This is a genomic window from Desulfovibrio sp. JY (assembly GCA_021730285.1).
GTDB lineage: Bacteria > Desulfobacterota > Desulfovibrionia > Desulfovibrionales > Desulfovibrionaceae > Solidesulfovibrio.
The window spans coordinates 1,257,060-1,283,865 of the sequence record CP082962.1 but is presented as its reverse complement, the minus strand read 5'-3'; the positions used below and the strand labels follow the sequence as shown (position 1 = coordinate 1,283,865).

General features: G+C 64.8%; 24 protein-coding genes and 1 tRNA gene. 13 read left to right on the top strand and 12 right to left on the bottom strand.

Translation table 11 applies throughout. The annotated features are described in order from the left end of the window. Positions 1–60 precede the first annotated feature (60 nt). Complete coding sequence (locus K9F62_05740) at positions 61–2,730, top strand: pyruvate, water dikinase (GenBank protein UJX42182.1); 2,670 nt, start codon at positions 61–63, stop codon at positions 2,728–2,730. Here K9F62_05740 and K9F62_05735 read toward each other — a convergent pair. The 7 genes from K9F62_05735 to K9F62_05705 all read right to left on the bottom strand — a co-directional run bounded on the left by K9F62_05735 (position 2,675) and on the right by K9F62_05705 (position 9,330). Continuing rightward, positions 2,675–3,871 carry an FAD-dependent oxidoreductase gene (locus K9F62_05735; protein ID UJX42181.1) on the bottom strand — a complete coding sequence of 399 codons (1,197 nt, stop codon included), beginning with the start codon at positions 3,869–3,871 and terminating at the stop codon, positions 2,675–2,677. The two genes, K9F62_05740 and K9F62_05735, sit on opposite strands and share 56 nt — an antisense overlap. A 154-nt stretch (positions 3,872–4,025) precedes the next feature. Further along, a complete protein-coding gene (locus K9F62_05730; GenBank protein UJX42180.1) occupies positions 4,026–4,466 on the bottom strand; it encodes a response regulator in 441 nt (146 codons plus the stop codon). Positions 4,467–4,563: 97 nt separating this feature from the next. Further along, positions 4,564–5,472: a hypothetical protein gene (locus K9F62_05725; GenBank protein ID UJX42179.1), complete on the bottom strand. Its 909-nt coding sequence runs from the start codon at positions 5,470–5,472 to the stop codon at positions 4,564–4,566. Between the two features lie 171 nt (positions 5,473–5,643). After that, positions 5,644–6,033: a cytochrome c family protein gene (locus K9F62_05720; protein ID UJX42178.1), complete on the bottom strand. Its 390-nt coding sequence runs from the start codon at positions 6,031–6,033 to the stop codon at positions 5,644–5,646. Positions 6,034–6,057: 24 nt separating this feature from the next. Beyond that, positions 6,058–7,377, bottom strand: coding sequence for a (Fe-S)-binding protein (locus K9F62_05715; GenBank protein UJX42177.1), 1,320 nt, complete (start codon positions 7,375–7,377; stop codon positions 6,058–6,060). 15 nt (positions 7,378–7,392) lie between these two features. After that, positions 7,393–8,052 carry a respiratory nitrate reductase subunit gamma gene (locus K9F62_05710; protein UJX42176.1) on the bottom strand — a complete coding sequence of 220 codons (660 nt, stop codon included), beginning with the start codon at positions 8,050–8,052 and terminating at the stop codon, positions 7,393–7,395. A 9-nt stretch (positions 8,053–8,061) separates the two neighbouring features. Then, a complete protein-coding gene (locus K9F62_05705) occupies positions 8,062–9,330 on the bottom strand; it encodes a WD40 repeat domain-containing protein (protein ID UJX42175.1) in 1,269 nt (422 codons plus the stop codon). Positions 9,331–9,520: 190 nt separating this feature from the next. On the opposite strand from K9F62_05705, the gene K9F62_05700 reads away from it, so the two are divergent. Beyond that, entirely contained in the window at positions 9,521–11,740 is a 2,220-nt protein-coding gene (locus tag K9F62_05700) for a transglycosylase SLT domain-containing protein (protein ID UJX42174.1), read from the top strand. Here the strand turns inward: K9F62_05700 and K9F62_05695 are convergent. The 5 genes from K9F62_05695 to K9F62_05675 all read right to left on the bottom strand — a co-directional run bounded on the left by K9F62_05695 (position 11,728) and on the right by K9F62_05675 (position 16,444). Beyond that, on the bottom strand, positions 11,728–12,198 hold the full coding sequence (locus tag K9F62_05695) for a chemotaxis protein CheW (GenBank protein UJX42173.1): 471 nt from the start codon (positions 12,196–12,198) through the stop codon (positions 11,728–11,730). The genes K9F62_05700 and K9F62_05695 overlap by 13 nt on opposite strands. 100 nt (positions 12,199–12,298) lie before the next feature. After that, a complete protein-coding gene (locus K9F62_05690) occupies positions 12,299–12,742 on the bottom strand; it encodes a universal stress protein (GenBank protein UJX42172.1) in 444 nt (147 codons plus the stop codon). A 139-nt stretch (positions 12,743–12,881) separates the two neighbouring features. Further along, positions 12,882–14,507 (bottom strand): AAA family ATPase, encoded by a 1,626-nt coding sequence (locus K9F62_05685; GenBank protein UJX42171.1) that lies wholly within the window; start codon positions 14,505–14,507, stop codon positions 12,882–12,884. Positions 14,508–14,522: 15 nt separating this feature from the next. Beyond that, on the bottom strand, positions 14,523–15,368 hold the full coding sequence (locus K9F62_05680; GenBank protein ID UJX42170.1) for an ABC transporter permease: 846 nt from the start codon (positions 15,366–15,368) through the stop codon (positions 14,523–14,525). Positions 15,369–15,448: 80 nt separating this feature from the next. Continuing rightward, positions 15,449–16,444: an ABC transporter permease gene (locus K9F62_05675; GenBank protein ID UJX42169.1), complete on the bottom strand. Its 996-nt coding sequence runs from the start codon at positions 16,442–16,444 to the stop codon at positions 15,449–15,451. A gap of 156 nt (positions 16,445–16,600) precedes the next feature. Between K9F62_05675 and K9F62_05670 the strand changes: the two genes are divergently transcribed. The 11 genes from K9F62_05670 (at position 16,601) to K9F62_05620 (ending at position 26,786) form a co-directional block, all read left to right on the top strand. Next, positions 16,601–16,676 (top strand) — tRNA-Ala (locus K9F62_05670). A gap of 217 nt (positions 16,677–16,893) precedes the next feature. Continuing rightward, entirely contained in the window at positions 16,894–17,553 is a 660-nt protein-coding gene (locus K9F62_05665) for a hypothetical protein (protein UJX42168.1), read from the top strand. Positions 17,554–17,897: 344 nt separating this feature from the next. Beyond that, a complete protein-coding gene (locus K9F62_05660) occupies positions 17,898–20,012 on the top strand; it encodes a PAS domain-containing protein (protein ID UJX42167.1) in 2,115 nt (704 codons plus the stop codon). Next, positions 19,984–20,640, top strand: a complete 657-nt coding sequence (locus K9F62_05655) for a response regulator transcription factor (protein UJX42166.1) — start codon at positions 19,984–19,986, stop codon at positions 20,638–20,640. The genes K9F62_05660 and K9F62_05655 overlap by 29 nt, the downstream gene beginning before the upstream one ends. Positions 20,641–20,838: 198 nt before the next feature. After that, positions 20,839–21,267, top strand: a complete 429-nt coding sequence (locus K9F62_05650) for a pilus assembly protein (GenBank protein ID UJX42165.1) — start codon at positions 20,839–20,841, stop codon at positions 21,265–21,267. After that, positions 21,264–21,665, top strand: coding sequence for a pilus assembly protein (locus K9F62_05645; protein UJX42164.1), 402 nt, complete (start codon positions 21,264–21,266; stop codon positions 21,663–21,665). The genes K9F62_05650 and K9F62_05645 overlap by 4 nt, the downstream gene beginning before the upstream one ends. Before the next feature lie 17 nt (positions 21,666–21,682). After that, positions 21,683–22,831 (top strand): hypothetical protein, encoded by a 1,149-nt coding sequence (locus K9F62_05640; GenBank protein UJX42163.1) that lies wholly within the window; start codon positions 21,683–21,685, stop codon positions 22,829–22,831. Between the two features lie 252 nt (positions 22,832–23,083). Continuing rightward, a complete protein-coding gene (locus K9F62_05635) occupies positions 23,084–24,091 on the top strand; it encodes an AraC family transcriptional regulator (GenBank protein ID UJX42162.1) in 1,008 nt (335 codons plus the stop codon). A 222-nt stretch (positions 24,092–24,313) separates the two neighbouring features. Then, complete coding sequence (locus K9F62_05630) at positions 24,314–25,105, top strand: hypothetical protein (GenBank protein ID UJX42161.1); 792 nt, start codon at positions 24,314–24,316, stop codon at positions 25,103–25,105. A gap of 133 nt (positions 25,106–25,238) precedes the next feature. Further along, positions 25,239–26,000 carry a DUF2092 domain-containing protein gene (locus tag K9F62_05625; protein UJX42160.1) on the top strand — a complete coding sequence of 254 codons (762 nt, stop codon included), beginning with the start codon at positions 25,239–25,241 and terminating at the stop codon, positions 25,998–26,000. 12 nt (positions 26,001–26,012) lie between these two features. Then, the gene (locus K9F62_05620; GenBank protein UJX42159.1) at positions 26,013–26,786 is read left to right on the top strand and encodes a hypothetical protein; all 774 of its coding nucleotides are present in this window, start codon (positions 26,013–26,015) and stop codon (positions 26,784–26,786) included. The last annotated feature ends 20 nt before the right edge of the window (positions 26,787–26,806 follow it).

Genomic DNA, 26,806 nt, shown 5'->3' with positions numbered 1-26,806 from the left:
TACATGTTTTGTGGAGCGAAAAATGCCAATCCGGCCGGTATCCGGCCATGCGGGGGCGACGTGTTCGGCACGATAAAACGCACGTTGGCAGGGCTTTTTTCCGGCGGGGAGCCGGAGGACGCTTCAGGTGCGTCCGGGGAAGCGATCCAGGCCGAATTCAAGAGGCGTTACCACCACTTCAAGCTGCTTTTGACGGCCAACAAGAAAGCCCTGGAGATCATGTCCGAGATGGAGGAGGCGCTGCACGGCCGGCGCACCTTCGGCATGTCCTTTATCCGGGCCCATTCCACGGCCGCTTCGGTCAACGTCTACAAGATGGTCGAGCATTTAAACGCCATCGCCCCGGACAGGTACGCGGCCCTGTACGCGCGGCTCAAGGAGATCCAGCGCGGCATCGGCGAATGTCTCCAGCAAAACGCGCCCGAGGGCTCGGAGGTGCTGGTGGTGCCTTTTGCCAAGGCCGGTCGCCACATGGCCGACGCGGTCGGCGGCAAGGTGGCCGGGCTCGGCGAGATCGTGCGTCGCACCGGGCTGCCCGTGCCGCCGGGGTTCGCGGTCACGGCCCGGGCCTACCACCGGCTGATGGAGGAAAACGACCTTGTCGACGAGGTCAACCGCCTGCTCCAGACCGCCGGTCCCGACGACCAGGCCAACCTGCTGATCCTAAGCTCCCGCATCCGCAACGCCATCACCGAGGCCAAGGTGCCGGACGACGTGGCCCGGGCCATCGAGGGCGCCTACAAGGAACTGTGCGCGCCCTTCGGCCGGGAGGTGCCGGTGTCGCTGCGTAGCTCCGCCCTGGGCGAGGACGAGGCCGGGCAGACCTTCGCCGGGCAGTTTTCCTCCAAGCTCAACGTTTCCGGCGACGACATCCTCACCTCCTACAAGGAGGTGCTGGCCAGCAAGTACAGTCCGCAGGCCATGACCTATCGCTTAAGCCGCGGCATTCCGGACGAGGACGTGGCCATGTGCGTGGGAGTCATGGTCATGGTCGACGCCGCTTCCGGCGGGGTGATCTATTCCCGCAATCCGCTCGATATTCGCGACGACGCCATCCATATCCACAGTGCCTTCGGCCTGCCCAAGTCCGTGGTGGACGGGTCGGTGGCGACCGACGAGTTCGTGGTTTCCCGGGACGATCCGCCGCGCCTTATCGAGCGCCATATCCGGGACAAGGACCAGGTGTTCGTGTGTTTGCCCGGCGAGGGCGTGTGCCGCACCGAAACCGCCGGCGAGCGGGCCGGGGAACCGAGCCTCACCGATGCCCAGGCCCTGGAGCTGGCCCGGGCGGCGGTGCGGCTGGAAACCATGTACGGTTCGCCGGTGGATGTGGAATGGGCCGTGGACACGGCCGGCAAGGTCCAGTTTCTCCAGTGCCGGGAGTTGGTGCAACTGCCGGGCGGCGGGGACGACGGGAAGCCGCGTCGGGTGTATGGGGAGACGCTGGCTGCCGGCGGGGCGACGGCCAGCCCCGGCGTGGGGTCGGGGCCGGTCTTCGTGGTGCGCCGCGAGGCCGATCTGCTGCGTTTTCCGCGCGGCGGGGTGCTGGTCAGCATCGAAGCGCCGCCGCGCTATGCCTCCATCATCGACCGGGTCGCGGCCATTGTGACGGAAAAGGGCGGCGCGGCCGGGCATCTGGCCAACGTGGCCCGGGAATTTCACGTGCCGGCGCTCATGGGCCTGCCCGGCGCGACGCGGCTTCTGGCGCCGGACGCCGTGGTCACGGTGGACGCCGACGGCCGGGCCGTCTATCCGGGCCTTGTGCGGGAGCTGGTCGCGGCGGCGGCCGCCGCGCGGGCCCCGGCCCCGGAGCGGGTCACCCCCATGCACGCCATCCTGCGCCGGGTGATGGACTCCATCACGCCGCTTTACCTGCTCGATCCCAACGTGCCGGAGTTTGCCCCGGAAAACTGCCGTACGCTCCACGACGTGACCCGGTTTTGCCATGAGAAGTCCGTGACCGAGATGTTCGCCTTCGGCCAGGAGTTCCGCTTCTCCAAGCGGGCGGCCAAGCAGCTCAAGTACCGGGGCACGGCCATGAAGTGGTGGTTCCTCAACCTCGACGACGGGTTCACCCATGACGTGCCGGGCAAGTACGTCAAGCTCGAGGAGATCTGCTGCATCCCGGTGGGCGCGCTGTGGGACGGCATCGTGGCCGTGCCGTGGGAAGGGCCGCCGCCGGTGGACGGGCGGGGGTTTCTGTCCATCGTCGCCCAGGCCTCGACCAATCCGCAGCTGGAGGCAGCCACGCATTCGTCCTTTGCCGAGCGGAACTATTTCATGATTTCGAGCAATTACATGTGCCTCAGCTCGCGCTTCGGGTTCCACTTCTGCACGGTGGAGGCGCTTGTGGGCGAGCGCCCACGGGAGAACTACGTCAGCTTCCAGTTCAAGGGCGGGGCGGCGGAGTATTCGCGCCGCCGGCGTCGGGCCGAGTTCGTGGCCGAGATCCTGGAGGTGCGGGGATTTTCCGTGGAGGTCAACGAAGACGCGTCGTTCGCCAAGGCCAGCGGCGGGGCCGAGCCGGAGATGCTGACGGCGCTCAAAGTCGTCGGCTACATGCTCATGCACACCCGCCAGCTCGACATGATCATGCACAACGAGCCGCTGGTGCAAAGCTACAAGAAAAAGATTCTGGCGGACCTGGAGAAGGTGGTCGGCATGCCGGGGCACGTCATGCCGGCCTGTCAGATTCCCGAGGCGGACGAGCCGTCGCAAACGAGCCTATGAACCGCCGGTCGATCCAGTCCTTGAGCGCCATGCACCAGCGGCCTTCGAGGACCAGCGGCCCCTTGCGCAAAATCGCCCGGCCGTCGCCGCAATTGAGCAGGGCCAGATAGTTCGTGTCGGTCTTGCGAAAAGGCGTCAGTTCCCGGCCGGTGAGGCGGGCCAGCAGATTGGCGCACAAGACCGGCCCCTGGCGCACGGCGTAGACTCCGGCCCGGGGAAGCGGCTTTGGCGCGAAACGGATGCAGTCGCCGCCGCCGAAGATGTCGGGATAAAGCGCGCTTTGCAAAAAGGCGTTGACGTCAAGCCCCCCGTCCGGGGCCAGCGCCAGGCCGCTTCGGGCGAAAATCCCGGGAGGGCGGGTGCCCGTGGCCACGAGCAGCACGTCGCAGGCAAGCGTCCCGCCGCCCACAAGCATCACCCGGTCCCGGTCGAACCGCTCCACACGGTCGCAAAGAACCCTGCCCCCCCGGCGGGCAAGCGAGGCGTGGGCCAGTCTTTTCGCCCGTACCGGCCAGCCCGGCAGCAGCCCGCGCCCGGCCACCACGGTCACAAGCGGTCTGGTCGCGCCCAGGCCGGCGAGGAGCCCGAGGGCGTTGCCCGCCACCTCGAAGGCCGAGGCCCCGCCTCCGGCCACCACCACCCGCACCGCCTCTCCGGCGCCCACCCGGGATTCGATGGCCCGTCTGGCCGCAAGCAGGTTCTCGATGGGCTTGACCGGGTAGACTCCGTCGCCCTCGACGGGAAACGGGGCGTCGACCACGCTGCCGAGGCCGAAACTCACCGCGTCGTAGGCAAGCTCCCGGCCGTCCTCCAGAACGAGTCGCTTCCCCTCCGCATCGATCCCGGCCACGCGGCCCTGGACGAAGACGTGCCCCCGCGCCCCATTGGCCCGGGCAGGGGGGAACCGGGAGGCGCTTCGCGCCTGGCGGTCGCCGGCCGCAAGCATGGCCGCGATATCGAAACGCAGGTCCTCCAGGGCGTAGCGGCCGGAAAGCATGCCCGGACCCATGCCGGAATAGGCGAGAAAGGGGCTCGGCGCGACGCAGGCCACGGCAATGCCGGCATCGTCGAAAACGCCGAGCCGGGACAGGGTGAAGAGATGGGCGTGGCCGCCGCCGGCCAGGACAAGCCTTTTGCGCATGCCCTAGCCTACACCGGGGAAAAACTTTTCTGAAGAAAAGTTTTTCCCCGGCCCCCTTTCCAAGGACGCTGCGTCAGGGAAGGGATGGGCTTTCGACTATCCGGAAAAGGAGAAAATGAGAAAAGAAAGCGCCTGGAAGGGGCTCCCGCCCTTTTTACTGGGGTTTCCCTTGCGCGCCCTTTTTTTCGTCATTGCCCGGTGCGATGCAGCCAAGACGCGTCAACTCGGCCAGGATGGAATTTTCGTCCACGGGCTTTTGCAGAAATGACGTGGCGTCGCCCAGATACATGGCGTTGTGGGTGTCCTCGCCGTCTTCGAGGACCGAGGTGATGACGATCTTGCTGCCCGCCCCGTCCGCGATGCCGAAATCGCTTTCGATCTCGCGAATTTCCTTGAGCGCGCGCGGGCCGTCGATGACGGGCATGAGCAGGTCCATGAAAACCAGGGTATAGGGCTCCCCGGCTTCCAGGGCCTTTTTGAAGGCCATGATGGCGTCCTCGCCGTTCACGGCCGCGTCGCACCTAGCGTAAGGGTGCAGAATATATTCGAGAAAACTACGACTGTAAAAATCGTCATCAACAATGAGCGCCCTCATGGAACCTCCGGCGGCTATGGGTCGGGAGACAGCGAGGGAAACGATACCAAACTCCATCACTAGCCAGCGGCCGGGGGCTCTGTCAAGCTAGCAACTCCTAGTCGTTTTTTAATATTGTCGCATAATTGCCGGCGCAGTGGCAGTCCGTGGCATACCGGTCCACGTAATCGAGCCGGGTGCGCAGGCACGAGACCAGCCCGTCGCGAAAGACGACCCAGATGCGGCCGTAACCGGCGCAGACGTAGGTTTCCGGGCCGATGATCGCCTGTTTGAGGGCGGCCGGGTCGCCCATGAGTTCCTTGACCTGGGGCATGGACATGCCGGGCACGACGCGCCGGGCGGCGAAGGAAGCATCCTCGCGCATCTTGTTTTCCATGCCCTTGGCCTGAAATTCCCGATCCGCGCCAAAGGGCACGGCGGCCATGCGGGCCTCGGCCGCCAGACGGTCGCGTTTGGCGGTTTCGGCCAGGGCGGCGGCGCGAAGGTTGCCATCGGCGGCAAAGGCGGCCAGACGCGTCCCCAGGTCCTCGGCCGGAGTCTCGGCCCGAAGCGTCAGGCGCACGGCGGTGCCGTCCGGCACGGGGCGTATTTCCTCGTCGGCCACGGACACCCGCATGAGACTGTCGGCAAAAGCGCGCAAGTCGCGGCGGGAAAGCCGCAGCCGGGCCACGGCCGGATCGGCGGCCAGATTCGATGCGGCCGCGTCGATGAGCTTGCCCCGGGTCTGGTTGGCGCACAGATGCCTGGCCTGGCCCCGTTCGATGGTTGGCCCGTAGAAGCAGGTGGAGGTGGCGGAAAAGACCCGGGCGTCGGAAACCTGACGTCGCACGTCGCCGGGAACCTGCCCCTGCTGCGTCGTTTGCGGCCCTGCCTGGGCAGCCTCCGGCCGCGGCGCGGGAGCGGGCAGCGGTTCGGGCAGTTGTCCGGAATCGGCGGCGACAGCCGGCGCGGCAAGCAGCAGCCCGCTGACGACAAGGCCCAAGAGGGCGAGGGAAACACGGCGCATGGGCGTCTCCTTTGGCTGGTCATATGCAAGAATTGATCTAGATTTTTAACGATCTCAGTTGGTCTTTAATAATACTTCGGAACCATTAAAAATCTTTGGGATGGGGGCTGGGGGAAACAAAAAGGCGCGACCGGTTTCCCGGTCGCGCCTTGTGCTCGCGGAGGAAGGCTCTTACTTCACGGGCCGGTGGCAGTCGCCACAGGTCACGGGGCCCTTTTTCTTGGCCATGTGGCAGCCCATGCACTGCTCGTGGAAGGCCCGCATCAGCGGGGTGCGGCCGGGCTTGCCGGCGGCGGTGTGGCAATCGGAACAGGGGATGCCGGAGGTGTCCTGGGACGGGTCGCGTTTGCCGTCCTTTTCACCGTGGTGGCAGGTCGTACAGTCCGAAATCCCCGCCTTTTCGTTGTGGGCGTCGTGGTTGAAGACCGCCGGCAAACGGGTATGCGTGGCAAAGCCCTGGTCCGGAATGGTCGTCATGTCCTCTTGGCTCAAGGCCGGAAGCGCCAGGAAGCAGGCGGCGACGAGAGCCACAAGCGCAAGCGGTATGGTGCGTCGTTTCATATCGGGTTCTCCTGCTCGCCGGGGTTACTCCGCCTCGGGCTTTTCCATCAGTTCGTAGATGAGGTCACCCAGGAACTTGGTGTGCATGCCGAGTTCGTACTTGCTGATGATGTCCTCGAGGCCGCCGTGGCAGTTGTGACAGGGCGCGACGACGGTGTGCACGCCCGTGGCCTTGAGCTGCTCGGCCTTGATGGCGTTGCCGGCGACGCGGACGTTCTTGAAAGGAGGCCCGCAGTTGATGACGCCGCCTCCGGCGCAGCAGCAGTAGTTGTGCTCCCGGTTGGGGTGCATCTCCACCACTTCCTCGCACAGGAAGTGGACCACGTCGCGCAATTTCTCCATGAGGCCGCGGCCCCGGATGATGTTGCACGGGTCGTGGATGGTGACCGGTTCGGCGTACTTGTGGGTGATCTTGATGCGCCCCTGCTGGATGAGCTCCCAGAAGAACTCCACCGAGTGGGTGATGGGCACCGGATGCCATTTCCAGCCGAGCCAGCGGTTGGCGGTGTCGTAGACGGCGCGGAAGGCGTGGCCGCACTCGCCCATGACGATGCGCTTGACGCGCAGGCGCTGGGCGGTCTCGTAGTGGGCGCGCTCGACCCGGGACATGATCTCCGAGTCGCCGGAGAACATGGCCATGTTGGAGTTGTCCCAGCCGGGCGTGGCCGGCATGGTCCAGGACAGGCCGGCGGCGTGGAAGATGGCCGCGGCCTGGTAGATGAGCTGGGTGCGGAACTTGGGTTCCGGGGCGATGACCGAGTACATGAAGTCCGCGCCCTCGACCTCGAGCGGAATGCGCAGGCCCGGGAACTCGTCGCGGGCTTCCTCTTCCTGCCACTGGAGGGTGTCGGGCCACTCGTCGTCTTTCACCCACATCTGGTTCATGGTGGCCGAGTGGCTGTGGGCGGTGTCCTGCATGTACTGCGGGGTCACGCCGAGCTTGTGGCACAGGCGCCGGACCACGCTCATGATGTAGCCGGTGTCGATGCCCAGCGGACAGTAGTGGATGCAGCGGCGGCACAGGTTGCACTCGGTGTAGGCGACCTGGGCGCACTCGTAGATGACCTGCGGGTCGACCTTGCCGTCGGCCTTGAGCAGGCGGGTCATGGTCTGGGTGACCTTGGCCGCGGGCATGTAGCTCGGGTCCTTGTGCGACATGTAATAATGGCAGGCCTTGGCGCACATGCCGCAGTGCACACAGGTCTCCATGTAGGTTTTCAGGCGCGCCCCGCATTCGCCGGCGATCAGCTCCCTGAAAACTTTCTGTATTTTCTCCGGGGTCAGACGCGAAACCCCGCGCCTGAGCCCTTCGTCCTCGATGAGGCGGTCGGCAATGGTGTTCATGAAATCCTCCGGTCTCTACCAGTCCTTGGCGTGTCTGACGGACCCGAACTCCGAGGCGATGTAGCCGCGGCTGAAAAAGCCGAACAGCATGTGGGAAAGCCTGGTGAACGGAATGGCGATCAGCATGGCCTCGCCGCACAGGATGTGCAGGGTGGTCAGAACCAGGTTGTCGCCGATGCGATGATAGGCCAAAACGCCCGTCAGGAAGGTCAGGCCCACGAGGGAGACCACGACGATGTCCTGGGCGCTGGTGACGAAGCGCACTTCGGGAACGCTCATGCGCCGCCACAGAAAGTAGGCGCAGATGACGACCACGATGATGGACAGGATGTCGGCCAGCTGTCCGGGCAGCGCCGGCCAGGACCAGCCGTGGAAGGTGTCGAGGAGCACGATGTGCCCCATGAGGAAGATCGGCACCAGAAAGAGGCAGATATGGAAGATGAAGGTGGCCACGGTGACGACGGGGTTTTCCCGCCAGCCCAGCGACCCGAAGGGGGTCAGCCAGTGCATGAGGGATTTGGTGGCGTGGGGCCAGCTGATAAAGGCCACGAAGGCCCCGTCCTTTTTGAGGGCCAGGGCGCGCATGGCCAGCAGGCGATAGGCCGAACCGAGGATAAAGATGCCGAAGGCCAGCCAAGCCAGCGGTCCGACGGCGAGATCGTACAAGGCGTGCATGACTTCCTCCTAGCCGGTAAAGGCCGTAAGCGGGGCCACGATTCGATGAAGCTTGCCGTCGGCGATGGCCCGGATGAGGACCATGGTTCCGTCCGGGGAGAACGTCGGGGCGAAGCACTTGTCGAAGCTCTGGGGGTAGGCCTTGCCGTCGCACACGACCGTGAACCGGCCGGCGCGTTCCACGGCAACGGCCAGATGGGCGCCGTCGTCGCTCCATACCGGCGTCCAGGCCATGTCGTAGCGGCCGTTCCAGACCTTGCCGTCGCAGATGACCGCGAAATTGGTGTTGTGATCGTTGCCGAGCGCCGCCACGCGACTGCCGACCGGGCTTATGACCAGATCCGTGATGACCGGGAAGGTCGCGTCCCAGGGCGTGCCGTCGACGGCAACGGTGAAGACGCCGAAGCTCGGGGCCACGATGGCGGCCAGCTTGCCGCCGTCCGGGGAGTAGGCCGGATGCCACACCTGGACAAAGCGGGGGTCCCAGGCCATCTTGTCGTCGATGGCCATGCCCCAGGCTCCGGCCTTGCGCACCGGCGCGGCGACCTGGCCCGTGGCCGGGTTGAAGACCGGCCCCCAGGCGCAGGCGTAAGCGCCTTCCCAGGCCTTGCCGTCCACGGCGATGGTGTAGTCGTAGAGCGTGCGGCGCACGGTGGCGGCCACATGCTTGCCCGTGGCGTCGAAGATCGGGTTCCAGCAGTTGACGAAGATGGAATCCCAGGCCGCGCCGTTGACCGCCACGCTGAAGATGCCGTTCTGGAAGGTCTCGATGTCGGCCTGACCAAGGGACTTGACCTGGACGACCGCCGCCGTGGCGGAACCGTCGCGGGCCATGGTCACCATGTTGGCGTTCTCGTAGAGGGTTTCCCAGACGGCCTCGTTGACCACCATGCCGTAGCGGCCGTCGATCTGGACGGGCGCGGCGATGACGTCGCCGGCCTCGGAGAAAAGGGTGTTCCAGATGTAGGCGTACTGCTCTTCCCAGGCGGCGCCGTCCACGGCCATGGACCATTCGCCGGCCGACTGCACCAGGGCGGTCAGCCTGCCGTCCGGGGAAAAGCGCGGATACCAGATTTTGTCGAAGGTTTCATCCCAGACTTCGCCATTGACCGCCAGGGAAAACTCGGCGTCCGGCAAAGCGGCGACCATTGCCACGGTCTCGCCGTCGGGCGAGACGTAAGGTTCCTCCAGCCACTCGTATTCACGAGAGCACTTTCGCAGATCGTCTACAACGACGCGGGTGCCCGGCGTGAAATCCCAGGACTGCGTGAAGGACATACCGACCTCCTTGACGGGTGGAAAAGGCACAAGCTTCGCTACGCCAGGCGCACGAAACCCGGAGACTCAAAGCAGACCCCTGAAAACTCCGGCTTGTTAGTCACGAATTTCACGTTTAGTCAAGGGGTGTGCTCGCTTGAGACATCAAGGAAAATGGCCATATACGACTCGCCAAGGTAGGATATTGCGCATGCGCATGCCGGAAATAAAATGCTTCTCCGATCGGTTTGGTTTGGTATGGATTGTCCTGGTTCTGGTCCTGGTTTCAGCTCTTTCCGCGACTGCCCGGGCCGGGGAGCGGGAGTCCTGGTCACCACCTGCCGCGCCGGCCGACATTCCGCTGCCGCGTTCGGCCAGGCTCGGGGGCAGTCTGGATAAGACGCCCCGTCCCGTGCCCGGGGAAAGCGGCGCACCGGGCTTTGAAACCGTCCTCGGGATCAACGAGGTGCTGGCCGGCCGCCATGCCGCCGGCGCGGCGCGTCTGGCCGCCGTGGCCGGCAAGGCCGGACCCCTGGCCGACGTGGCCGCCTATTACGCGGGGCTGGGGTTCTACCTGGCCGGGGATGCCGCCGGCGCGCAAAGCGCCCTGGCGCCGCTCGTCGCCGCGCCCGGCGCCTCCTTTCTCGGCCGCGACGCCCAGTATCTGGCCCTTCAAAGCGCCGCCCGCCAGGGCGACCACGAGAAAACGCTGGCCCTGGCCGAGGCCTGGCTGACCGAGGCCGATCCGTCGCTTGCCCCGGAAGTCTGGCTGCGGGCCGCCGTGGCCGCCGCCGGGCTTGGCCAGGATCGCAAGGCGGCGGATTTCCTGCGTCACCTGTCGCTTACCTGGCCGGCCTCCAAGGCGGCGGCGGCCGGCAACGCCCTGGCCCGGTCGCTTGGCGCGGGAGGCAAGGGGACGGTTGCCGCCTACGATCCGGATACGCCGGCCAACGTGCTGCTGCGGGCCGAGGCCATGGTGGAGAAACGGTCGCCCGAGGCGGCCCTGACGCTGTTGCAGGCGAGTCACGGCTTCGACGCCGGGCAGGCCGCCCGGGCCGACTATGTGCGCGGCAAGGCGCTCTATCGCCAGCGCAAGTTTCAAACGGCGGCCGGGATGTTCGCCAAGGCGGCGGCGGTTGACCCGGACGCGTCCCTGGCCGGCTGGTCCCGCTACCACGAGGCGCGCTGTCTGTGGCGTTCCCTCGATGCCGAGGACACCGCCCGCATGGAGGCGCTCTTGCGCCAGGTGCTGGCCGCGCCCGGCCGCGACGATCCTCTGCGCGAGGTGGCGGCGCGCCATCTGGCCCTGGTTCTGGCCGAAAACGGGCGCTTTGCGGATGCGCTGGGCGCGGCGCAGCAGCTCAAGGGCCTGGCCGTTTCGCCCGATCTGGCCGCCCAGGGTGCGTCGCTGACCGCGATTTTGCGCTACGTGACCGGCGACATGGCCGGGGCGGTTGCGGACCTGGAGGCGTTCGCGGCCCGTTTTCCGGACGACGACTGGGCCGACGGGGCGCGCTACTGGCGGGGCAAGGCGCTGGCCGCCCTGGGCCGGCCCGAGGAGGCGGCCCAGGCCTATCTCGACGCGTCTTCCCGGCGTCCCAACACTTATTACGGCGGGCTGGCCGCCGCGGCCCTTGCCGCCCTTGGCAAGGCGGTCCCGGACGTGGTCGCCTCGCCGGTGCGCCGCACGCCCAGCTGCCCCGGGCATGCCGACGCCCCTTCCCAGGCGGCGGCCGACGCCCTGGACAAGGCCCGGCTGCTTGCCGATTCGGGCCTGCCGTCCCTGGCCGGGATGGAGCTGGATTTCGCCAGCCGGGCCATGCCCGAGCGGGCCGATCTGGCCATGGCCGCCATCGCGGCGGCCGAGGCGATGGGGCGGCGCGGGACGGTCATGCGCACGGCCTGGCGCACCTTCGGCGGCTGTCTCCTGCGCGGCACGGCGGCGGATCTGGCCCCGCTGCGCCAGGCGCTCTACCCACGGGCCTACGACCGGCTGGTGGTCGCGGCGCTCAAGGGATCGGGCATCGATCCGGACATGGTCTATTCGCTGATCCGGCAGGAGAGTTTTTTCGATCCGAAGGTGGTGTCCGGGGCCGGGGCGGTGGGGCTCATGCAGCTGATGCCGGACACGGCCAGATCCGTGGCCCGGTCGCTCGGCCTCAAGGTGAAGCGCCGGGACCTGTTCGATCCGGCGGTCAACATCAGGCTCGGGGTGGCGTTTTTTCGGGAGCGGGTGGAGAAGGCGGGGAGTCTGGCCGCGGCGCTGGCCGGCTACAATGCCGGACAGACCCGGGCCCGGCTTTGGACGCGAAATCTGGCCGCGCTCGGGCAGGAGCTTTTCACCGAGCTCATTCCCTACACCGAGACCCGCGACTATGTGCGGCGCATCACGGCCAACGCCATGATGTACCGACGTCTTTACGGCCGCTGATGCGCGGCCAGCTCTTCCAGGGAAAAAAGGCGGTCCGGGTCGAGGACCATGACGAAGCCGTCGCCCACCTTGGCCAGCCCCTTGACGAAGCGCGGCGGCACGGCCAGCCCCATGTCCGGGGGCGGGGCGATGTCCGCCGGGCCGATCTCCACCACCTCGTACACGTCATCGGCCAGGGCGGCCACGGCGATCGTCTCGCCGTCGAAGTCGCGCTCCACGATGACCAGGCAGGAGGCCTCGCCGGTGCCCTCGTCGGTCAGTTCCAGCTTGCTGCGCAGGTCCACCACCGTGGCCGCGTTGCCGCGCAGGTTGACGACGCCGCGCAAATGGCCCGGGGCCAGGGGCACCCAGGTGATCGGCAACACGTCAAGCACCTCGGAAACCACCAGGGATTCCAGGGCGAAGCACTCGTTGCCGAGGCGAAACGTCAGGTATTGTTTCGGGATGTCGTCGGCCATGGCACCATCCGCGTTGCGGGGGATATACTGCCCGTGCATACGCCATGTGAACGCTTTGGGCAACGTCCGGCCGCCGCTTGCGGAAAAATGTCTTCCGGCGTCAGGCCGGGCGCACGGTCAGCACCGGAATGGTGGCGGTCTTGACCACCTTTTCGGCCACCGAGCCGAAGGGAATGCGATCCACGCCGCGCCGGCCGTGGGTGCCCATGATGATCATGTCCACGCCGGATTTCCGGGCGACTTCCAGAATCTTTTCGGGGGCGTAGCCGTATTCCACCCGGCCCTCGGCCGACACGTCCACGAAGCGCGCGTCCATGAACTCGTGCATGACCCGGTTGGCGCCTTCCAGAATCTGGTCGACCAGGGTCCGGATGCTCTGGGGCGGCACGTACAGGCTCGCGTAGCGGTTCATGCTCGGCGAGACGTAGAGCACGAGCAGCCGGGCGTCGAGTCCTTTGGCAAAGATGGTTGCGTATTCGGCCAGGTACTGCGCGGCCTCCGAGAAATCGACGGCCAGCAGGATGGTTTCGACCTGGGGCGACATGGGGGGACCCTCCGTGGGTTATCCGCCGCAAGGATAACCTATCCCCGACGCCCGCGCCCGGCAAGGGGGAGGCTTGGGCCGCGCGCGTCGGCCCGGCAGGACCTCTGACGCGTCCACGCCGGTCTGGAAGGAAAGGGCGCTACAGATCGGTGAGCAGCCGCCGGGCCATTTCCGCCCCTGCCTCGCCGCCGCCGGCCATGCGGGCCAGTTCCGCCGCCACGGCCGCGCCGGAAAGCCGGGCGCAGCGGGTGCTGGTCTGGTCGTTTTCCACGGACTTGCGCACGGAAAAATGCCTGTCGGCCAGCCGGGCCAGCTGGGGCCAGTGGGTGATGAGCACGATCTGGGAGGTTTGGGAGAGCTTTTTGACGTACTCGCCCACGCTGCCGAGCGTCAGGCCGCCGATGCCGGCGTCGATCTCGTCGAAAATGAGCGTGGGCCCGCCGGGTTCGGCGGAAAGGGACATGAGCGCCAGCAGAAAGCGGGAAAGTTCGCCGCCCGAGGCGATCTTGTCCAGGGGCTGGGGCGGTTGGCCGGGATTGGGCCGCCACAGGATGCGGGCGCGGTCCTCGACGAGCGCCGGCGCGTCCACGGCCACCGGGGTATGGACCGTGGCCGGGGAAAATTCGAAAATGACCCGCACATCCTTGGAAAAACCAAGCCCCCGCAGGATGTCCTCCAGGGCGTCGGCCAGACGCGTGGCCGCCTCGCGCCGGGCGGTCGCCAGGGTGCCGAGCACCGTGGCCAGGGCCTCCATGCCGGCGGCCTCCTCCCGGGCCAGCTGTTTGCGGTCCAGGGCGCAGGCGTCCAGGAAATCGAGGTTGGCCGTGACCTGCCCCCCGAGGTCCACGATCTCGGCCAGGGTCTTTTTCAGCTTGCGCCGCAGCTGGGCCAAGGTAAAAAGCCGTTTTTCGATGGCCTCGGCGTCGCTGGCCGAGACGGCCGCCCCGGCGGCCGGGGCGCGGCGAAGGCGCACGGCCATGTCCTTGAGCTGATGGCGGAAGGCGGCCACGGCCTCGGCGTCGTCGGTAAATTCCGGCGCGACCGTGCCGGCGTGAAGCAGCTCGCGGTGCAGGTCGGCCAGGCTGTCGAGGACCTTGGGCTCGCTCTCGATGCACTCAAGGGCCTTGGAAAGGGCCTCGGAAGCCTTGCGCGCCTCGGCCAGGGCCGCCCGCCTGGCGGTCAGCTCCTCCTCCTCGCCGGGGAGGGGATTGACCTTTTTGATCTCGGCCTGCTGGAATTCCAGAAACTGGCGTTTTTCCTCGAGGGACGAGGCCTTGGCGTCGAGGTCGCGGATGCGGCCGGCAATGTCGGACAGCTCCTTGACCAGCCGGTTGCGCTCGGCCAGGGGGGCGGGATCGGGCAGGAAGGCGTCGAGGAGCGCCGCCTGGAAGCCCGGCTGGAGCAGGCGCTGCTGGCCGTGCTGGGAGGCGTGGAGCAGGAGTTTGGGCCGCAGCGCGGCCAACGTCTCGCGCGAGGCGAGGCTGTCGCCCACGTAGATGCGGCTGCGCCCGGTGCCGGCGGTCAGTTCCCGGCGCAGGATGAGGTCCTCGCCGTCCTGGACGAAAAGCGCCTCGACCACGGCTTTTTCGCAGCCGGCCCGGACCAGATCGGGCCGCATCTTCTCGCCGGTGAGGAAGTTGACGGCCGAGACGATGAAGCTCTTGCCCGCGCCCGTCTCGCCGGTCAGTACATTGAGCCCGGGGCCAAGCTCCAGCTCCAGGTCGTCGATGAGCGCCAGATTCTTGATTCGCAGCACTTCGATCATTATGCGCCGCCTCGCCTATTGCCGCAGCCTGGGGTCCAGGATGTCGCGCAGGCTTTCGCCGATGAGATTGTAACCGAGCACGGTCAGCAAAATGGCCAGCCCCGGGAAGATGGACAGCCACGGGGCGACTTCCAGCACTTCCTTGCCTTCCATGAGCATGTTGCCCCAGCTCGGCATGGGGGGCTGCACGCCAAGGCCCAGGAAGCTGAGCGAGGATTCGATCAGGATGGCCCCGGCCACGCCGAGGGTCGCCGAAACGAGCACCGGCGCGGCGGCGTTGGGCAGGATATGGTAAAAAAGGATGCCCGGAGCCCTCATGCCCGATACCCTGGCGGCCAGCACGAATTCACGGCCGCGAAGCGTCAGCGTCTCGGCCCGCACCAGCCGCGCCACGCCCATCCAGGACGTCAGCCCGATCACGACCATGATGTTGGTCAGCGACGGGGTGAGAAAGGCGATGACGGCCAGGATCAGGAAAAACGAGGGGAAGCACAACATCACGTCCACGCCGCGCATGATGACCTCGTCGGCCAGGCCGCCGAAATAGCCGGCGCAAAGCCCGAGCACAAGCCCGATGGACACGGAAAGTCCGACGGCGACGAATCCGACCCAAAGCGACACCCGGCCGCCGTAGAGCAGGCGCGACAGCACGTCGCGGCCGAGCGCGTCGGTGCCGAGCGGATGGGTCGGCCCGGGGGGCGAAAGGATGGCGTCGACATTTAAGGCCAGCGGATCGTAGGGCGTTACGTACGGTGCGGCGAGGGAGGCCAGCGAAATGCCGCCCACCAGGACGAGCCCGGCCCACAGCATGCCGTGCCGGGGCAGATGGCGCCGCAAAAAGCGGCCGAACGCCTTACGCACCGTCGCGACCTCCGCAGCGTCTCCACCCCCAAAACCTGATACTGTTTATTTCTGACGCCATACGTTCTTCGCCTTTCTCCTTAGCGGCCGCGCCCACCGAGGCGTATGCGCGGATCGGCCAGGGCGTAGCCGGCGTCGGCCAGCAGGTTGCCGGCCAGGGTCAGCACGGCACCGAGCACCAGGTTGCCCATGATGAGCGGATAGTCGCGGGCCATGACCGACTGGTAGAAAAGCTGGCCCAGGCCGGGCAGGGCGAAGATGGACTCGATGATGACCGAGCCGCCGATGAGCCCGGGTACGGAAAGCCCCAGGATGGTGATGACCGGCAGCAGGGCGTTTCGCAGCGCATGCTTGTAGATGACGACATGGCCGGGCAGGCCCTTGGCCCTGGCGGTCAGCACGTAATCCTGGCGCAGCACCTCGAGCATGGAGGAGCGCAGGAAGCGGGACATGCCGGCGAGGCTCCCGAAGGTATAGATGAAAATCGGCAGGGCCAGATGGCGGGCGAGGTCCAGGGTTTTGCCCAGCGGCGACAGGGAGGCGAAGTCCATGGAGGTGAGCCCGGAGATGGGGAGCACGGCCCAGTGGATGCCGAACAAAAGCATGAGGAGCAGGGCCAGCCAGAATCCGGGCATGGCGAAGCCGATGAAGACGAAGACCGTGGCCGCGCGGTCGAAAAGGCCTCCCTGCCGCACGGCCGAGGCCACGCCGATGGGCACGGCGATCAGCAGGGTGAGCAGAAGCGAGACGATGTTCATGGAAAAGGTCAGGGGCAGGCGTTCCTTGATCTTGTCCCAGACGGGCCGGTGGTCGCCGGAGAGAGACTGGCCGAAATCGAAGCGGACGAGCTTGCCGAGCCAGTCGGCGTACTGGATGTAGAGGGGGCGGTCGAGGCCGTAGAGTTTCTGGAGCCGGGCGTGGGTCTCGGCGGTGGCCAGGGGATTGAGCGTGGTCTGCATATCCGTTGGCGAACCCGGGGCCAGGTGGATGACGGCGAAGCTGATGAGGGTGATGCCGAAGAAGATGCCGGCGACCCAGAGGGTTTTGCGCAGGAGGCGTTTGGCCAGGACGAGCACGTTAAGGGGACTCCTTGCTTGCTATGGCAAGCGCCATCGTACGGTCGGGTTGTACGGGAAACGGGTGTGGAAGAAAAGGGCGCGGGAAAAAATGGGCGGGCGGGGAAAAAAGCGCTTGACTTTTTTTTGTGTGAGGATAATTTCACCTCTCGCTGCGGGGCTGTAGCTCAGTTGGGAGAGCGCTTGAATGGCATTCAAGAGGTCGTGGGTTCGATTCCCTCCAGCTCCACCACGAAGCATGCCAAGGGGTTACCGAGAAATCGGTGACCCCTTTTTCTTTTGAAAAAAGCACCAGCGCCAACGCGGTCCCGTTGGCGGACCCGTCAATGGTGAAACAGTTTTTTATCATTAAGACAAAACGACGAGTAGATATATATCAAATTGTAATGCATGGCCGGGTTTGTGTGCTTTTGTTGTTAACTTTTCCAGAGCATTAGGATGTTCGTTGTATGGATAACTTCATTACTGGGGCAGGTGGGATCTTTCTAGGTTGGCTTCTGGCTCAGGGTGGTTTTTTCTTTCAACGCAGAATATCGTTACGTGCTGAAATTTCAAAAGCTGCCTATTTTCTAATTATAATTCTAGGTGAGCTTGATTTTATTATTTCAACAAAAGAAGGGATCATCGGAAAAGAGCAATTTGCTGATGATATCGTCAAAAATTTACACGGGAATTTAATTGGCCAAAACGACTTCAATAAAGAAGTAGCTTCAATGTGCGAAAGGGTTTCGATGGTTAATATACAACTTGCGTGTGACATAAGGAGTTATTGCATATTAGCTGATCAAGCCGCCAAAGGAACTGTTGCCGCTATTCGAAAAATTGACTCAGAAGCCGCATTGCTGTCCTCGAATATGTTTTTAGATGCGCTAGTGTTTTCGCGCTACAATTTGGAACAATTGGTTTTTCATCTGTTAAGAATCTGTGACCTTAAGTATTTTATTAGATTTTGCATCAAAATAGGATGGAAAAGAACGAAAGACCACGCATTGAAAAGAAAAATACTGCCAAAGTTAGGTGTGGACGGATTGAAGCAAACACTTGAGTCCTCTTGTTCTGTACTGAGAAAGGCTTATGAAACACGCTCTGATCGTGAAATGAATAAATAGAGAATTAGAGGTCACTTTCTACTCAAAGATAAAACGCACTACCCGTTGGCTACGGTGTTGGACCCCGCCCCAGCATCCCCACCAGAACTTTCCCATGGATTTGTACGAGAAAGTATCCCAACGCGTCTTGAGCAGGTTGATAAAGTTGTTGGGACACTCCCCAGACGGCGACTTCGCCGGTGCCCTTGCCCACGCTGCAAATTCCCATCGGCAATGAACACAATGCGCCTGCGTGTGCCGATTCCCATGATCGGGATTACGCCTGTGGCGCAGGCCTCCGTTTCACAGGAGATGCCCTGCGGGAACGGTTTGCACAATCCCCCGCCACGGGGCATAGGGAAACCATGAACCTGCGCCGCGCCACGATTTTCATTATCTGCGCAACATTCTGCGGCCTTTTCGCCGTGCTCTACGCCATTTCCAAAGGGAATATCCAGGCCAGTTTCAATTACCTGGAGAGGGAAGAGGTCGACGAGGAGTTGACGCGGGGCGTCATGGCCCTGCGAGAGGCCCGCAAGGCCTTGGAGATCACCGTCGCCGACTGGGCCATGTGGGACGATACGTACCAATTCGTCGCCGACGGCAATCCCGGCTACGTGCGATCCAACATCACGCCGCAGAGCTTTGAGACCGTGCACGTGGGGCTGCTGCTGCTTTACGACGCGGCCGGACGACTGATCCTCGGACGAACCCTGGCCGCGGATGGAAAGGATCTGGCCCCCGTTCCGGAGGCCCTGACCCAGCACCTGACCGCGTCGCCGTTCTTGCGCCAGGCACTCGGTGGGGAAAAGGCCATTTCCGGAGTGCTCGGCGCGGGGGGCGAGGCCTGGCTTGTGGCCGCCTGCCCCGTGCTCACCAGTTTGCGCCAGGGGCCGGCTCGCGGGGTCATGGTCATGGGACAACGTCTTGACGCGGCCAGGATCAAGGCCCTGGGCGAAGCGGTCATGCTCGATCTTGCCGTGGTCGACCTGCAGCTCCCGGCCCTGACGCCCCGTCTGAAGGACATCACCGCCACCCTGCTGCGGACCGGGGATCACCAGATCATTCCCGAAGGTGACGCCCTCATCCATGGCTATGCCCTGTTGCGTGACGTCGCGGACAAACCGGCGCTGCTCGTGTCCGTGACGCTTCCCCGGCGCATCCATCGCCAGAAACAACGCACCCTCAACAATAATGTCGTGTTTCTTCTGGTGATCGGAATGACCTTCGGTCTGGCCATGCTCTATCTCGTCGAGCGCCGCATCGTGTCCCGCATCACCGGGTTGAGTCGCCAGATCGACCAGTTGGGGCAAAGCGAAAATTCCAGGCAGCGGACCTTCGTCGACGGCAACGATGAAATCACCGGGCTCTCCAAGGCCATCAACGCCATGCTGGCCGCTTTGGACCACGCCCACAGCCGGTACGAGATGGCCACCCGGGCGGCCAAGGTCGGCATTTGGGAATTCACCGCCCAGACAGGGGCCTACTATGTGGACCCGGGGTTTCGGGAATTGCTCGGCTATGACGGCGCGGCCTCCCTGGCGACGCTTGAGGACTGGATGACGCGCATCCATCCCGAGGACCGGGAACGGGCGCGGGCGACCTTTGCCGCATTCCTGGCGGGAAACCAGGATGATTATGTCTGCGAACAACGCATGCTGGCCAAAACAGGCGCGGTCCACTGGATTTTGGTGCGTGGCCGGGTGGTCCGGGACGATGCCGGCGCGGTGCGATTCGTCGGGACCAATGCGGACGTGACGGAACTCAAGCGGGCCGAGGCGAGCATCCGGGAACTGACCGGCGATCTCATTGCAACCCAGGAACACGAACGGGCTCGATTGGCCCGGGAGTTGCATGACAATGTGGCCCAGTGCCTGTCCGCAGCGAAGATTGCCGGCCAGACGCTGCTCGACGGGGTGGTGCTGGCCTCGCCGGCGGTGGAGTCCCGCCTCGACGACTTCTCGGCCCTGCTTTCCCGGGCCATCGCCGCGGTCCGGGAAATCTCCTACGACCTGCGTCCCCCGGACCTGGAACACCTGGGCCTGCCCCAGGCCCTCAAAAGGCTGTGCGACGATTTCCGCAGGGTCACGGGCATCGCGGTCGACTTCTCCCAGGCGGGGCTGGAGGGTCTGGTCCTGGATCAGGACCTGGCCATAAACCTCTACCGGGTCGTGCAGGAGGCCCTGACCAATGTCCGCCGGCATGCCGGGGCAAAGCACGTGTCGGTCCGGTTGGTGGAATCGTACCCGATGCTTATCGTGCGCATCAAGGATGACGGCCGGGGCTTCGCCGTCCAGGAACGGATGGCGCAGGCCGGCCGGGAACGGCGCATGGGCCTGGCCAGCATGCGCGAACGGATGGCGCTTTTGGGCGGCCGGCTGCGGATCGTGGCCGAGCCGGAACGGGGCTGCCTGATCGTGGCCGAGGTCAACTATACCAGGGAGCGGGGACATGGAACCGAAACGGATGCTGATCGTTGACGATCATCCGCTGTACCGGGAAGGCCTCAAGGCCATCCTGCGTCGGGATGCCCACACCGTCATCGCCGCCGAGGCCGGCACCGCCGCCGACGCCATGCGCGCCGCCCGCGCCTGCCGACCCGACGTGGCCCTGATCGACATCTCCCTGCCCGATCGGTCCGGCATCCAGCTCGTGCGGGAGATGCGCTCCATGCTGCCCGGGATCTTCATCCTCGTCGTCAGCATGCACACCAAGCCGGACTATGTCGTCGAAGCCGTCAAAGCCGGGGCCAACGGCTACCTGACCAAGGACGCCGCCGCCGAACGGCTGATCGAGGGGCTCCGGCAGGTGGAGCGCGGCGCGTTTTATCTCGACCCGGCCATTTCGCAGGAGGTTTCCCGGGAGTTGCTCCTCGGACAGCAAAAACACGAGGTTCCCTTTTCCTCGGCCTACGACGGCCTGACCGCCCGGGAACGCGAGGTCATGCGCATGGTGGTCGAGGGATTGACCACCAAGGAAGTGGCTGATGCCCTCTCCATCAGCGTCAAGACCGCCGAACACCACCGCTGCAACCTCATGAAGAAGCTCAAGCTGCAAAATTCCGTGGAACTCGTGCGCTACGCCGCCAAGCTCGGCCTGATCGACTGAACCGCGTTGCCGCTGTAAATCCAGGAAGTTCCATTCCCATCTTCCGCACCGGAGCGTTTTCCCGGAGTGCGCCCGGCGACGCCCTAGGGGTTTTCCCCGACCCTCTGGGGAATCGACCGGATCGACACCGCAAGTCGCGGTGGTTACCTGATAATCGTGCTTCCCGATACTGGGCGAGGACGAACAAGGGTAACCGACATGCAGGCACCGCAGCGACAACACAACCAGCACGGCGCATCAGCCGTTGAAATGGCGCTCCTTCTCCCGGTGGTGCTCCTGATTTTGTTCGCCATTTTCGAATACAGCCGCTTTTTCTACCTGGAATCCATGGCCGCCGCCGTGTCCTCGAACGCGGCCCGCCTGGCCAGCCTGCCGGGGACGACGGACGCCGCCGTCACCGCCCTCGTGACAGCCGAGCTCAACAACGCCGCCGATGCCAGCCCACCGGGGTTCGGCCTCGGCGTGACGCCGGAGGTGGCGCTCTCGCCACCGGAGCGTGTCGCGGGAGACTCGGTCACCGTCACCTTCCGTTACCCCTTTGTCCCCATGATCCTGCCCCAATTCGTGGGCGTTCCCCTCTTCCCGGACTATATCACGGCCGGGGCCAGTGCGCAGGTGGAGCCATGAAGCGATACGCCAAGAAACGCGTGCGGCGGCGACAGGCCGGATCGTTGAGCGTTGAACTGGCCCTTATCCTGACCTTCGTCCTCATGCCCATGCTGGCGGGGGTGGTGGATTTGGGCCAGATCCTGCTGGCCCAGGCCGTGGTGACCCGGGCCGCCCGGGAAGGCGCCCTGGCGGCGTCCCGCAATCGAAACGCCGTCCAGGCCGCCAACCTGTACATGCAAAACGCCGGCTACAACCTCGCCCTGACCTCGGTGATCGCCACCGGACAAGGGACGACCGGCTCCCCGGTCACTGTGACCGTGCAATACAATACCAGCCAAATGGTCATCATTCCATGGGAATCGATCAGCGCCAACCTGGGGCAGGTCGTGGGTTCGGCCACGCAACGCCAATCCTGATCACAAAGGGGTGCCTTATGACGCCGCGAGCACGCATAACCCATTTCCGCGACCAACAGGGGGCCATCGCCGTTCTGGTGGCGCTGTCCATGATCGTCCTGGCCGGCATGGCCACCCTGGCCGTTGACTACGCGTTTCTGGAATACAAGCGCAGCCAGTTGCAAAATGCCGCCGATGCGGCGGCCTTGGCCGGGGCCAACGTGCTCGTGCAATACGGCACCGACCACACCCAGGTGACGAATACCGCCATCGCATATGGCCAAGCCAACCTGAGCGATGATGATGCCAAGGATCTGGCCATCCGTGATTCGGATGTGGCCTATCCCGACAACAGCACGGTGCAGGCCGTTGTCGGGCGCACCAGTGCGCGAGGCAATCCGGTGGAGATGTTCCTGGGGCGCATCCTCGGCTGGAACACCCAGGATCTCGCGGCCAGGAGCTCGGCATCGCTTTTTTGTTCCAACAGCAGCAAATGTCTCAAGCCCTGGTCCCCGCCGGCCCAATTCACCTGGGACGACACCTGCGATCCCAACAAGAAATACGCCGACAACGGACAGCTTGACGGCGAGAGCAGTTGCGAGATGCGGTCTGTCGAGGTGCAGGGGTACGGCGACAGCGACGTGGGAAGGCAAATCGTCCTCAAGATGGGCGATCCGGAAAGCACCGTGACGCCCGGACACTATCAGCCGGTGGACTATCCCGCCATCAACAAGGGCACGCCCCAGACGGGCGGCGACGAGTACCGCGACAACATTGCCGGCTGCACGGGCTCGAACAATACGGACGTGGCCATTGGCGACCAGCTGCTGGTTGAACCCGGGAAGATGCCCGGACCGACGGAACAGGGCGTCAGCGCACTGATTGCCCAGGACCCCAACGCGTCCTGGGACAGCGACAGCAACGCCATCATCAACAGCAGCTACAGCGAATCGATGAACAGTCCCCGCGTGGCCTTGATTCCCTTCTACAATCCGCGGTATCCGCAGCAATCCGGCCGCAACTCGGTCACGATCTACCAACTCGGAGCCGTCTTCATCGAAGGCGTGAACGGGCAAGGCGAGGTGACAGGACGGTTTATCAAGACAATGGCGGTCGATCCCGTTCGGCAAACCGGTTGCGACCCCAACACCGCCTACGCGCTCTATGGAGCCAGTCTCACCCAATAGCCGGCGCGTGGCGCGTCGGCCGCACCGGGAGTGCGCTCGCGCGGGCTTCGGTGATTGCCGGGACGATGGAGCGGGCAATAGCCGGTTGCGGCATAAGGGACAGGGGATACGCGAGGCCGCCCGAGCCCGATTTTGAGCCCGTCCCGTTCACGTCGACAAAATAGCGAGGAACTTCAATGTAAAGCGCCTGTACGGCAGGGGGCAGGCGGCGTCCGCACTTGACAAAAAAAACAGGGCGCATGAATCAATAGCATGCCTGACGGAAACAATATTCTCAATGTTGACAGTATTTACATTCCCCTCTCGCCTTATCGCTATCTTGAAACAAAAAGCCCGGACGCCGTTAACGACGCGTTATCGCAAAATTTTCGAAATGGCAGTATCGACATCTTCAATAAGAAAAAATTCAAGATGATCTACAACCATTTGAAGGTTGGTGATGTTTCCCTCAATGCCGCGGCAGCGTCGGCCGGTTTCCATATCCAGGCCGCTATCGACATCAAGAGTTTCGTCCTGATCTTTGTGACGCATGGACGACTTGAAGCCCGCACAAAAGGAAAAATATCGCGTTGCATCCCGGACAAGCTCGCGAGCTGCCTTGATTTCGAACAACCCGCCACGATTGCCGTCGAGCCTTTTTACAACAATATGACGGTGCGTTTCGCCCGCGCGGCCGTTGAACGAATGCTGGAAAAATTCACCGGCAAACCGTTGCGGCGCGCGCTGCGTTTTGCCGATCAAATCGATTTGTCGCAGCCCGGCCCCAAGCGCTTGCTGGCCATCATCAACCAGGTGGCCGCCTTATTCGAACACGACACCGCGCTCGCCCGGGAGCCGCTGCTCGTCGGCCAATACGAACAGCTCCTTTTGACGGCCCTTTTGACCTGCCTGGAGCACAACGCCCGGGGGGCTCTACTCGCGCCGCCGCCGCCGGCCCCGCCCAAGGTGATCGCCCTGGTGGAAAACTTCCTCGAAGCCCATGCCGACAAAGCGCTCAATCTCGGCGATCTGGCCGACCTCACCAACATGAGCGCGCGTTCCATCCAACTGGCCTTCAAAAAACATCGCGGCTACACTCCGTCGCAATTTCTGCGGGAATGCCGCCTGTCCCGGGCACGGGACTTGTTGCGCCGCGCCACGCCGGGCACAAGCGTGCTGTCCGTTTCCCTGGCCTGCGGCTTCGCCTCCCAGAGCCTTTTTAGCCGCGTCTACCGCGAGCGCTTCGGCGAAAAGCCTTCCGAAACCATGGCAAGGGTCTGACACCCCGCCATTTTTCCACATCGGGCCCGCTATCCATGATAGCGGGTCTTTCGTTTTTTGAGCAAATCTTGCGTCCTCGAATGAGACAACACATACGGAACGTGCTAGCGGTCAATGGAAGTTCTGCGACTTCTTCCCGGGGAAATCCCGTTGCGTCACGGTCCGATGTTCGCGATGTCGCGCCGATCCCTTTTCATCGCCCGGAAAATGCCGGAGCCAGGAATGCGCAAAAGAGTCACCCTCCCCATCCTTATCGCCGTCTGCATCATGCTTGCCGCCGTTTCCACCAACGCCCGGGCAACGGGCACGGAAACGCAAGGCGATTTTCGCTGGACCGTCGTTCCCTATGCCTGGCTGACCGGTTTAAACGGCACCATCGGCGCGAAAGGCTACGACACCAAGGTCGACGCCTCCTTCGCCGACCTTTCAAAGTACCTGAACATGGCCGCCATGGTGCACCTCGAGGGCATCTACAGGGATCGCGTGGGGCTTTTCACCGATTTCAACTATTCGCTGCTCGGCGATCAGGCCTCGGGCAAGCGCGTTTCCCTGGACGGCAAAACCAGCCTGCTGCTCATCGACCTCGCCGCCTTTTACCGCCTGGGGAGCTTTCCCCTGGGCCCGTCGGGCAATGCCTCCATGGACTTCGATCTCCTGGCCGGGGCGCGCATCTGGAGCCTGGCGCTCAAGCTCGACGGCGACCGGGCCCGGGGCGGGCGCGACATCTTCCAGTCGAAAACCTGGGCCGATCCCATCGTCGGGGCCAGGGCCGAGTTCCACTTCGCCAAGGACTGGCTTTTGAACCTGCGCGGCGGCGTCGGCGGCTTCTCCATCAGCTCGGCCATCACCTGGGACGCCACGGCGGCCCTGGGCTACACCTTCTGGAAACACGGCACGGTGCTGCTCGGCTACCGGGCCGTGGGCGTCAACCACAACGAAGGCAGCGGCAAAAGCGCCTTCAAGTTCGATGCGACCCTAAGCGGTCCCATCCTGGGGTTGGCCTTCACGTTCTGACCAACGGACAACCGGGCTTCGGCCCGCTCCATCACACCCGGCGGGGGAGGTTTTTCGCGCCCCCGCAAACCCGCCGGCCACCCGCAAAAGACTTTTCCGGGCAGGCAGGGCGGCAAGGATGAGGAACCCGCTCATGCGCCGATACGTTCTCCTTGCGGCGACGACCCTGCTGTGGCTTGCACTCCTTTCCGGGCCGGCCGGAGCCGCCCCCGCCATCGATCCCCAGGCCGACGCCCTGCTGCACGCCGTGGCCGCCCACATGCAGTCCCTCACCGCCTTTTCGGTCACGGAAAAAAGCCTGGTGGACCGGGTGTTCCCCAACGGGCAGAAAGTGGCCTTTTCCCACAGAACGGCCATCAAGGTCGCGCGCCCGGACAAGCTGCGCGCCGAGGCGACCGGCGACGACGTCTCCGGGACCTGGGTCCAAAACGGCACGACCTTCCAGGTTTATGACGCCACGGCCAAGACGTATGTCGCCTTCGACGTGCCGCCGCGACTGGCCGACGCCCTGGACACGGCCATGGCCCAATTGCGTCTGATCGGGCCCATGATCGACCTGCTGGCCGCCGATCCCTACAAAAGCATGATGGAGGGCGTGCTCGAAGCCGTCTACGTCGGGAAAAGCGAGGTGGACGGCAAGCCCTGCCACCATCTGGCCTTCCGGCAACTGACCAAGGATTTCGAGCTTTGGGTCGACGCCGGCAAGACCCCCTGGCCGTTGCGCCTGGCCGTCACGGACAAGACGCTGCACGGCGATCCGCGCACCCTGGTCACCTACGCCGACTGGAAGGCGGTCACGCGTTTTCCGGCCAAAACCTTCGATTTCACGCCGCCGGCCGACGCCGTGCGGATCAAGCTCGCCTCCCCGCCGGCCGCTGCGCCGGCCAAGCCCTAATGGAGGCGCGCCATGACAATGACTTTCCCGCGTAACATCGTGCGGCTGGCCGGCCTTCTCGGGCTGGCGGCCGGTCTGGCCCTGGCTTTTGCACCATCCGCCCAGTGCTTTCGGGGCTTCGGCGGCGGCTTCCACGGTGGTGGTTTCCACGGTGGCGGCTTCGGTGGTTTCCACGGCGGCGGTTTCGGCGGCTTTCATCCACCGGCCGGCGGGTTTGGCGGCGGCTTCCACCCCCCGATGCCCGGCGGCATGGGCGGTGGTTTTCATCCGCCGATGCCCGGCGGCATGGAGGGCGGTTTTCATCCGCCAATGCCCGGTGGGATGCCCGGCGGTTTTCATCCGCCCGCGCCGGCTTTTGGCGGCATGGGCATGCCGCCCGCGGGCGCGGTGCACGGCCCGATGCCCATGGGACCGGCCGCCTACGGCCCCCATCCCATGCCGGGCGCGCCCGGGGCGTACCCCATGCCCCATTACGGACCGGTCGGCGCGCCGCCGCCCGCGCCTTGGATGCATCCCGTCGCCCCCGCTCCCTGGGGCCGCCCCGTCGCGCCCATGCCCTTTCCGGCGCCGGGCATGTTCCCGCCGCCCGTGGCGCCGGGCGCGGTGGCGGCGGCCGCCGCCGTAACGGGCGCGGCAGTGGCCGCGGCCACCCTGTACGCCCTGCCGCCGGCTGCCGAACCGATACTCGTCAACGGGGCGACCTACTACACCGTGGGCGGCGTCTACTATCAGCCCGTGATCCAGGACGGCGCGACGGTCTACGTCCAGGTCAACCCGCCCTATTGAAATGACGCGACCCGAAACGG

Bases quoted from the DNA above. Each gene is read 5' to 3' on its own strand.
- K9F62_05730 (UJX42180.1), bottom strand. From the start codon at position 4,466: ATGAGGGCGCTCATTGTTGATGACGATTTTTACAGTCGTAGTTTTCTC.
- K9F62_05720 (UJX42178.1), bottom strand. From the start codon at position 6,033: ATGAAACGACGCACCATACCGCTTGCGCTTGTGGCTCTCGTCGCCGCC.
- K9F62_05645 (UJX42164.1), top strand. From the start codon at position 21,264: ATGAAGCGATACGCCAAGAAACGCGTGCGGCGGCGACAGGCCGGATCG.
- K9F62_05685 (UJX42171.1), bottom strand. From the start codon at position 14,507: ATGATCGAAGTGCTGCGAATCAAGAATCTGGCGCTCATCGACGACCTG.
- K9F62_05655 (UJX42166.1), top strand. From the start codon at position 19,984: ATGGAACCGAAACGGATGCTGATCGTTGACGATCATCCGCTGTACCGG.
- K9F62_05695 (UJX42173.1), bottom strand. From the start codon at position 12,198: ATGGCCGACGACATCCCGAAACAATACCTGACGTTTCGCCTCGGCAAC.
- K9F62_05665 (UJX42168.1), top strand. From the start codon at position 16,894: ATGGATAACTTCATTACTGGGGCAGGTGGGATCTTTCTAGGTTGGCTT.
- K9F62_05690 (UJX42172.1), bottom strand. From the start codon at position 12,742: ATGTCGCCCCAGGTCGAAACCATCCTGCTGGCCGTCGATTTCTCGGAG.
- K9F62_05640 (UJX42163.1), top strand. From the start codon at position 21,683: ATGACGCCGCGAGCACGCATAACCCATTTCCGCGACCAACAGGGGGCC.
- K9F62_05705 (UJX42175.1), bottom strand. From the start codon at position 9,330: ATGTCCTTCACGCAGTCCTGGGATTTCACGCCGGGCACCCGCGTCGTT.
- K9F62_05735 (UJX42181.1), bottom strand. From the start codon at position 3,871: ATGCGCAAAAGGCTTGTCCTGGCCGGCGGCGGCCACGCCCATCTCTTC.
- K9F62_05625 (UJX42160.1), top strand. From the start codon at position 25,239: ATGCGCCGATACGTTCTCCTTGCGGCGACGACCCTGCTGTGGCTTGCA.
- K9F62_05700 (UJX42174.1), top strand. From the start codon at position 9,521: ATGCGCATGCCGGAAATAAAATGCTTCTCCGATCGGTTTGGTTTGGTA.
- K9F62_05715 (UJX42177.1), bottom strand. From the start codon at position 7,377: ATGAACACCATTGCCGACCGCCTCATCGAGGACGAAGGGCTCAGGCGC.
- K9F62_05710 (UJX42176.1), bottom strand. From the start codon at position 8,052: ATGCACGCCTTGTACGATCTCGCCGTCGGACCGCTGGCTTGGCTGGCC.
- K9F62_05725 (UJX42179.1), bottom strand. From the start codon at position 5,472: ATGCGCCGTGTTTCCCTCGCCCTCTTGGGCCTTGTCGTCAGCGGGCTG.
- K9F62_05635 (UJX42162.1), top strand. From the start codon at position 23,084: ATGCCTGACGGAAACAATATTCTCAATGTTGACAGTATTTACATTCCC.
- K9F62_05630 (UJX42161.1), top strand. From the start codon at position 24,314: ATGCGCAAAAGAGTCACCCTCCCCATCCTTATCGCCGTCTGCATCATG.
- K9F62_05620 (UJX42159.1), top strand. From the start codon at position 26,013: ATGACAATGACTTTCCCGCGTAACATCGTGCGGCTGGCCGGCCTTCTC.
- K9F62_05660 (UJX42167.1), top strand. From the start codon at position 17,898: ATGAACCTGCGCCGCGCCACGATTTTCATTATCTGCGCAACATTCTGC.
- K9F62_05650 (UJX42165.1), top strand. From the start codon at position 20,839: ATGCAGGCACCGCAGCGACAACACAACCAGCACGGCGCATCAGCCGTT.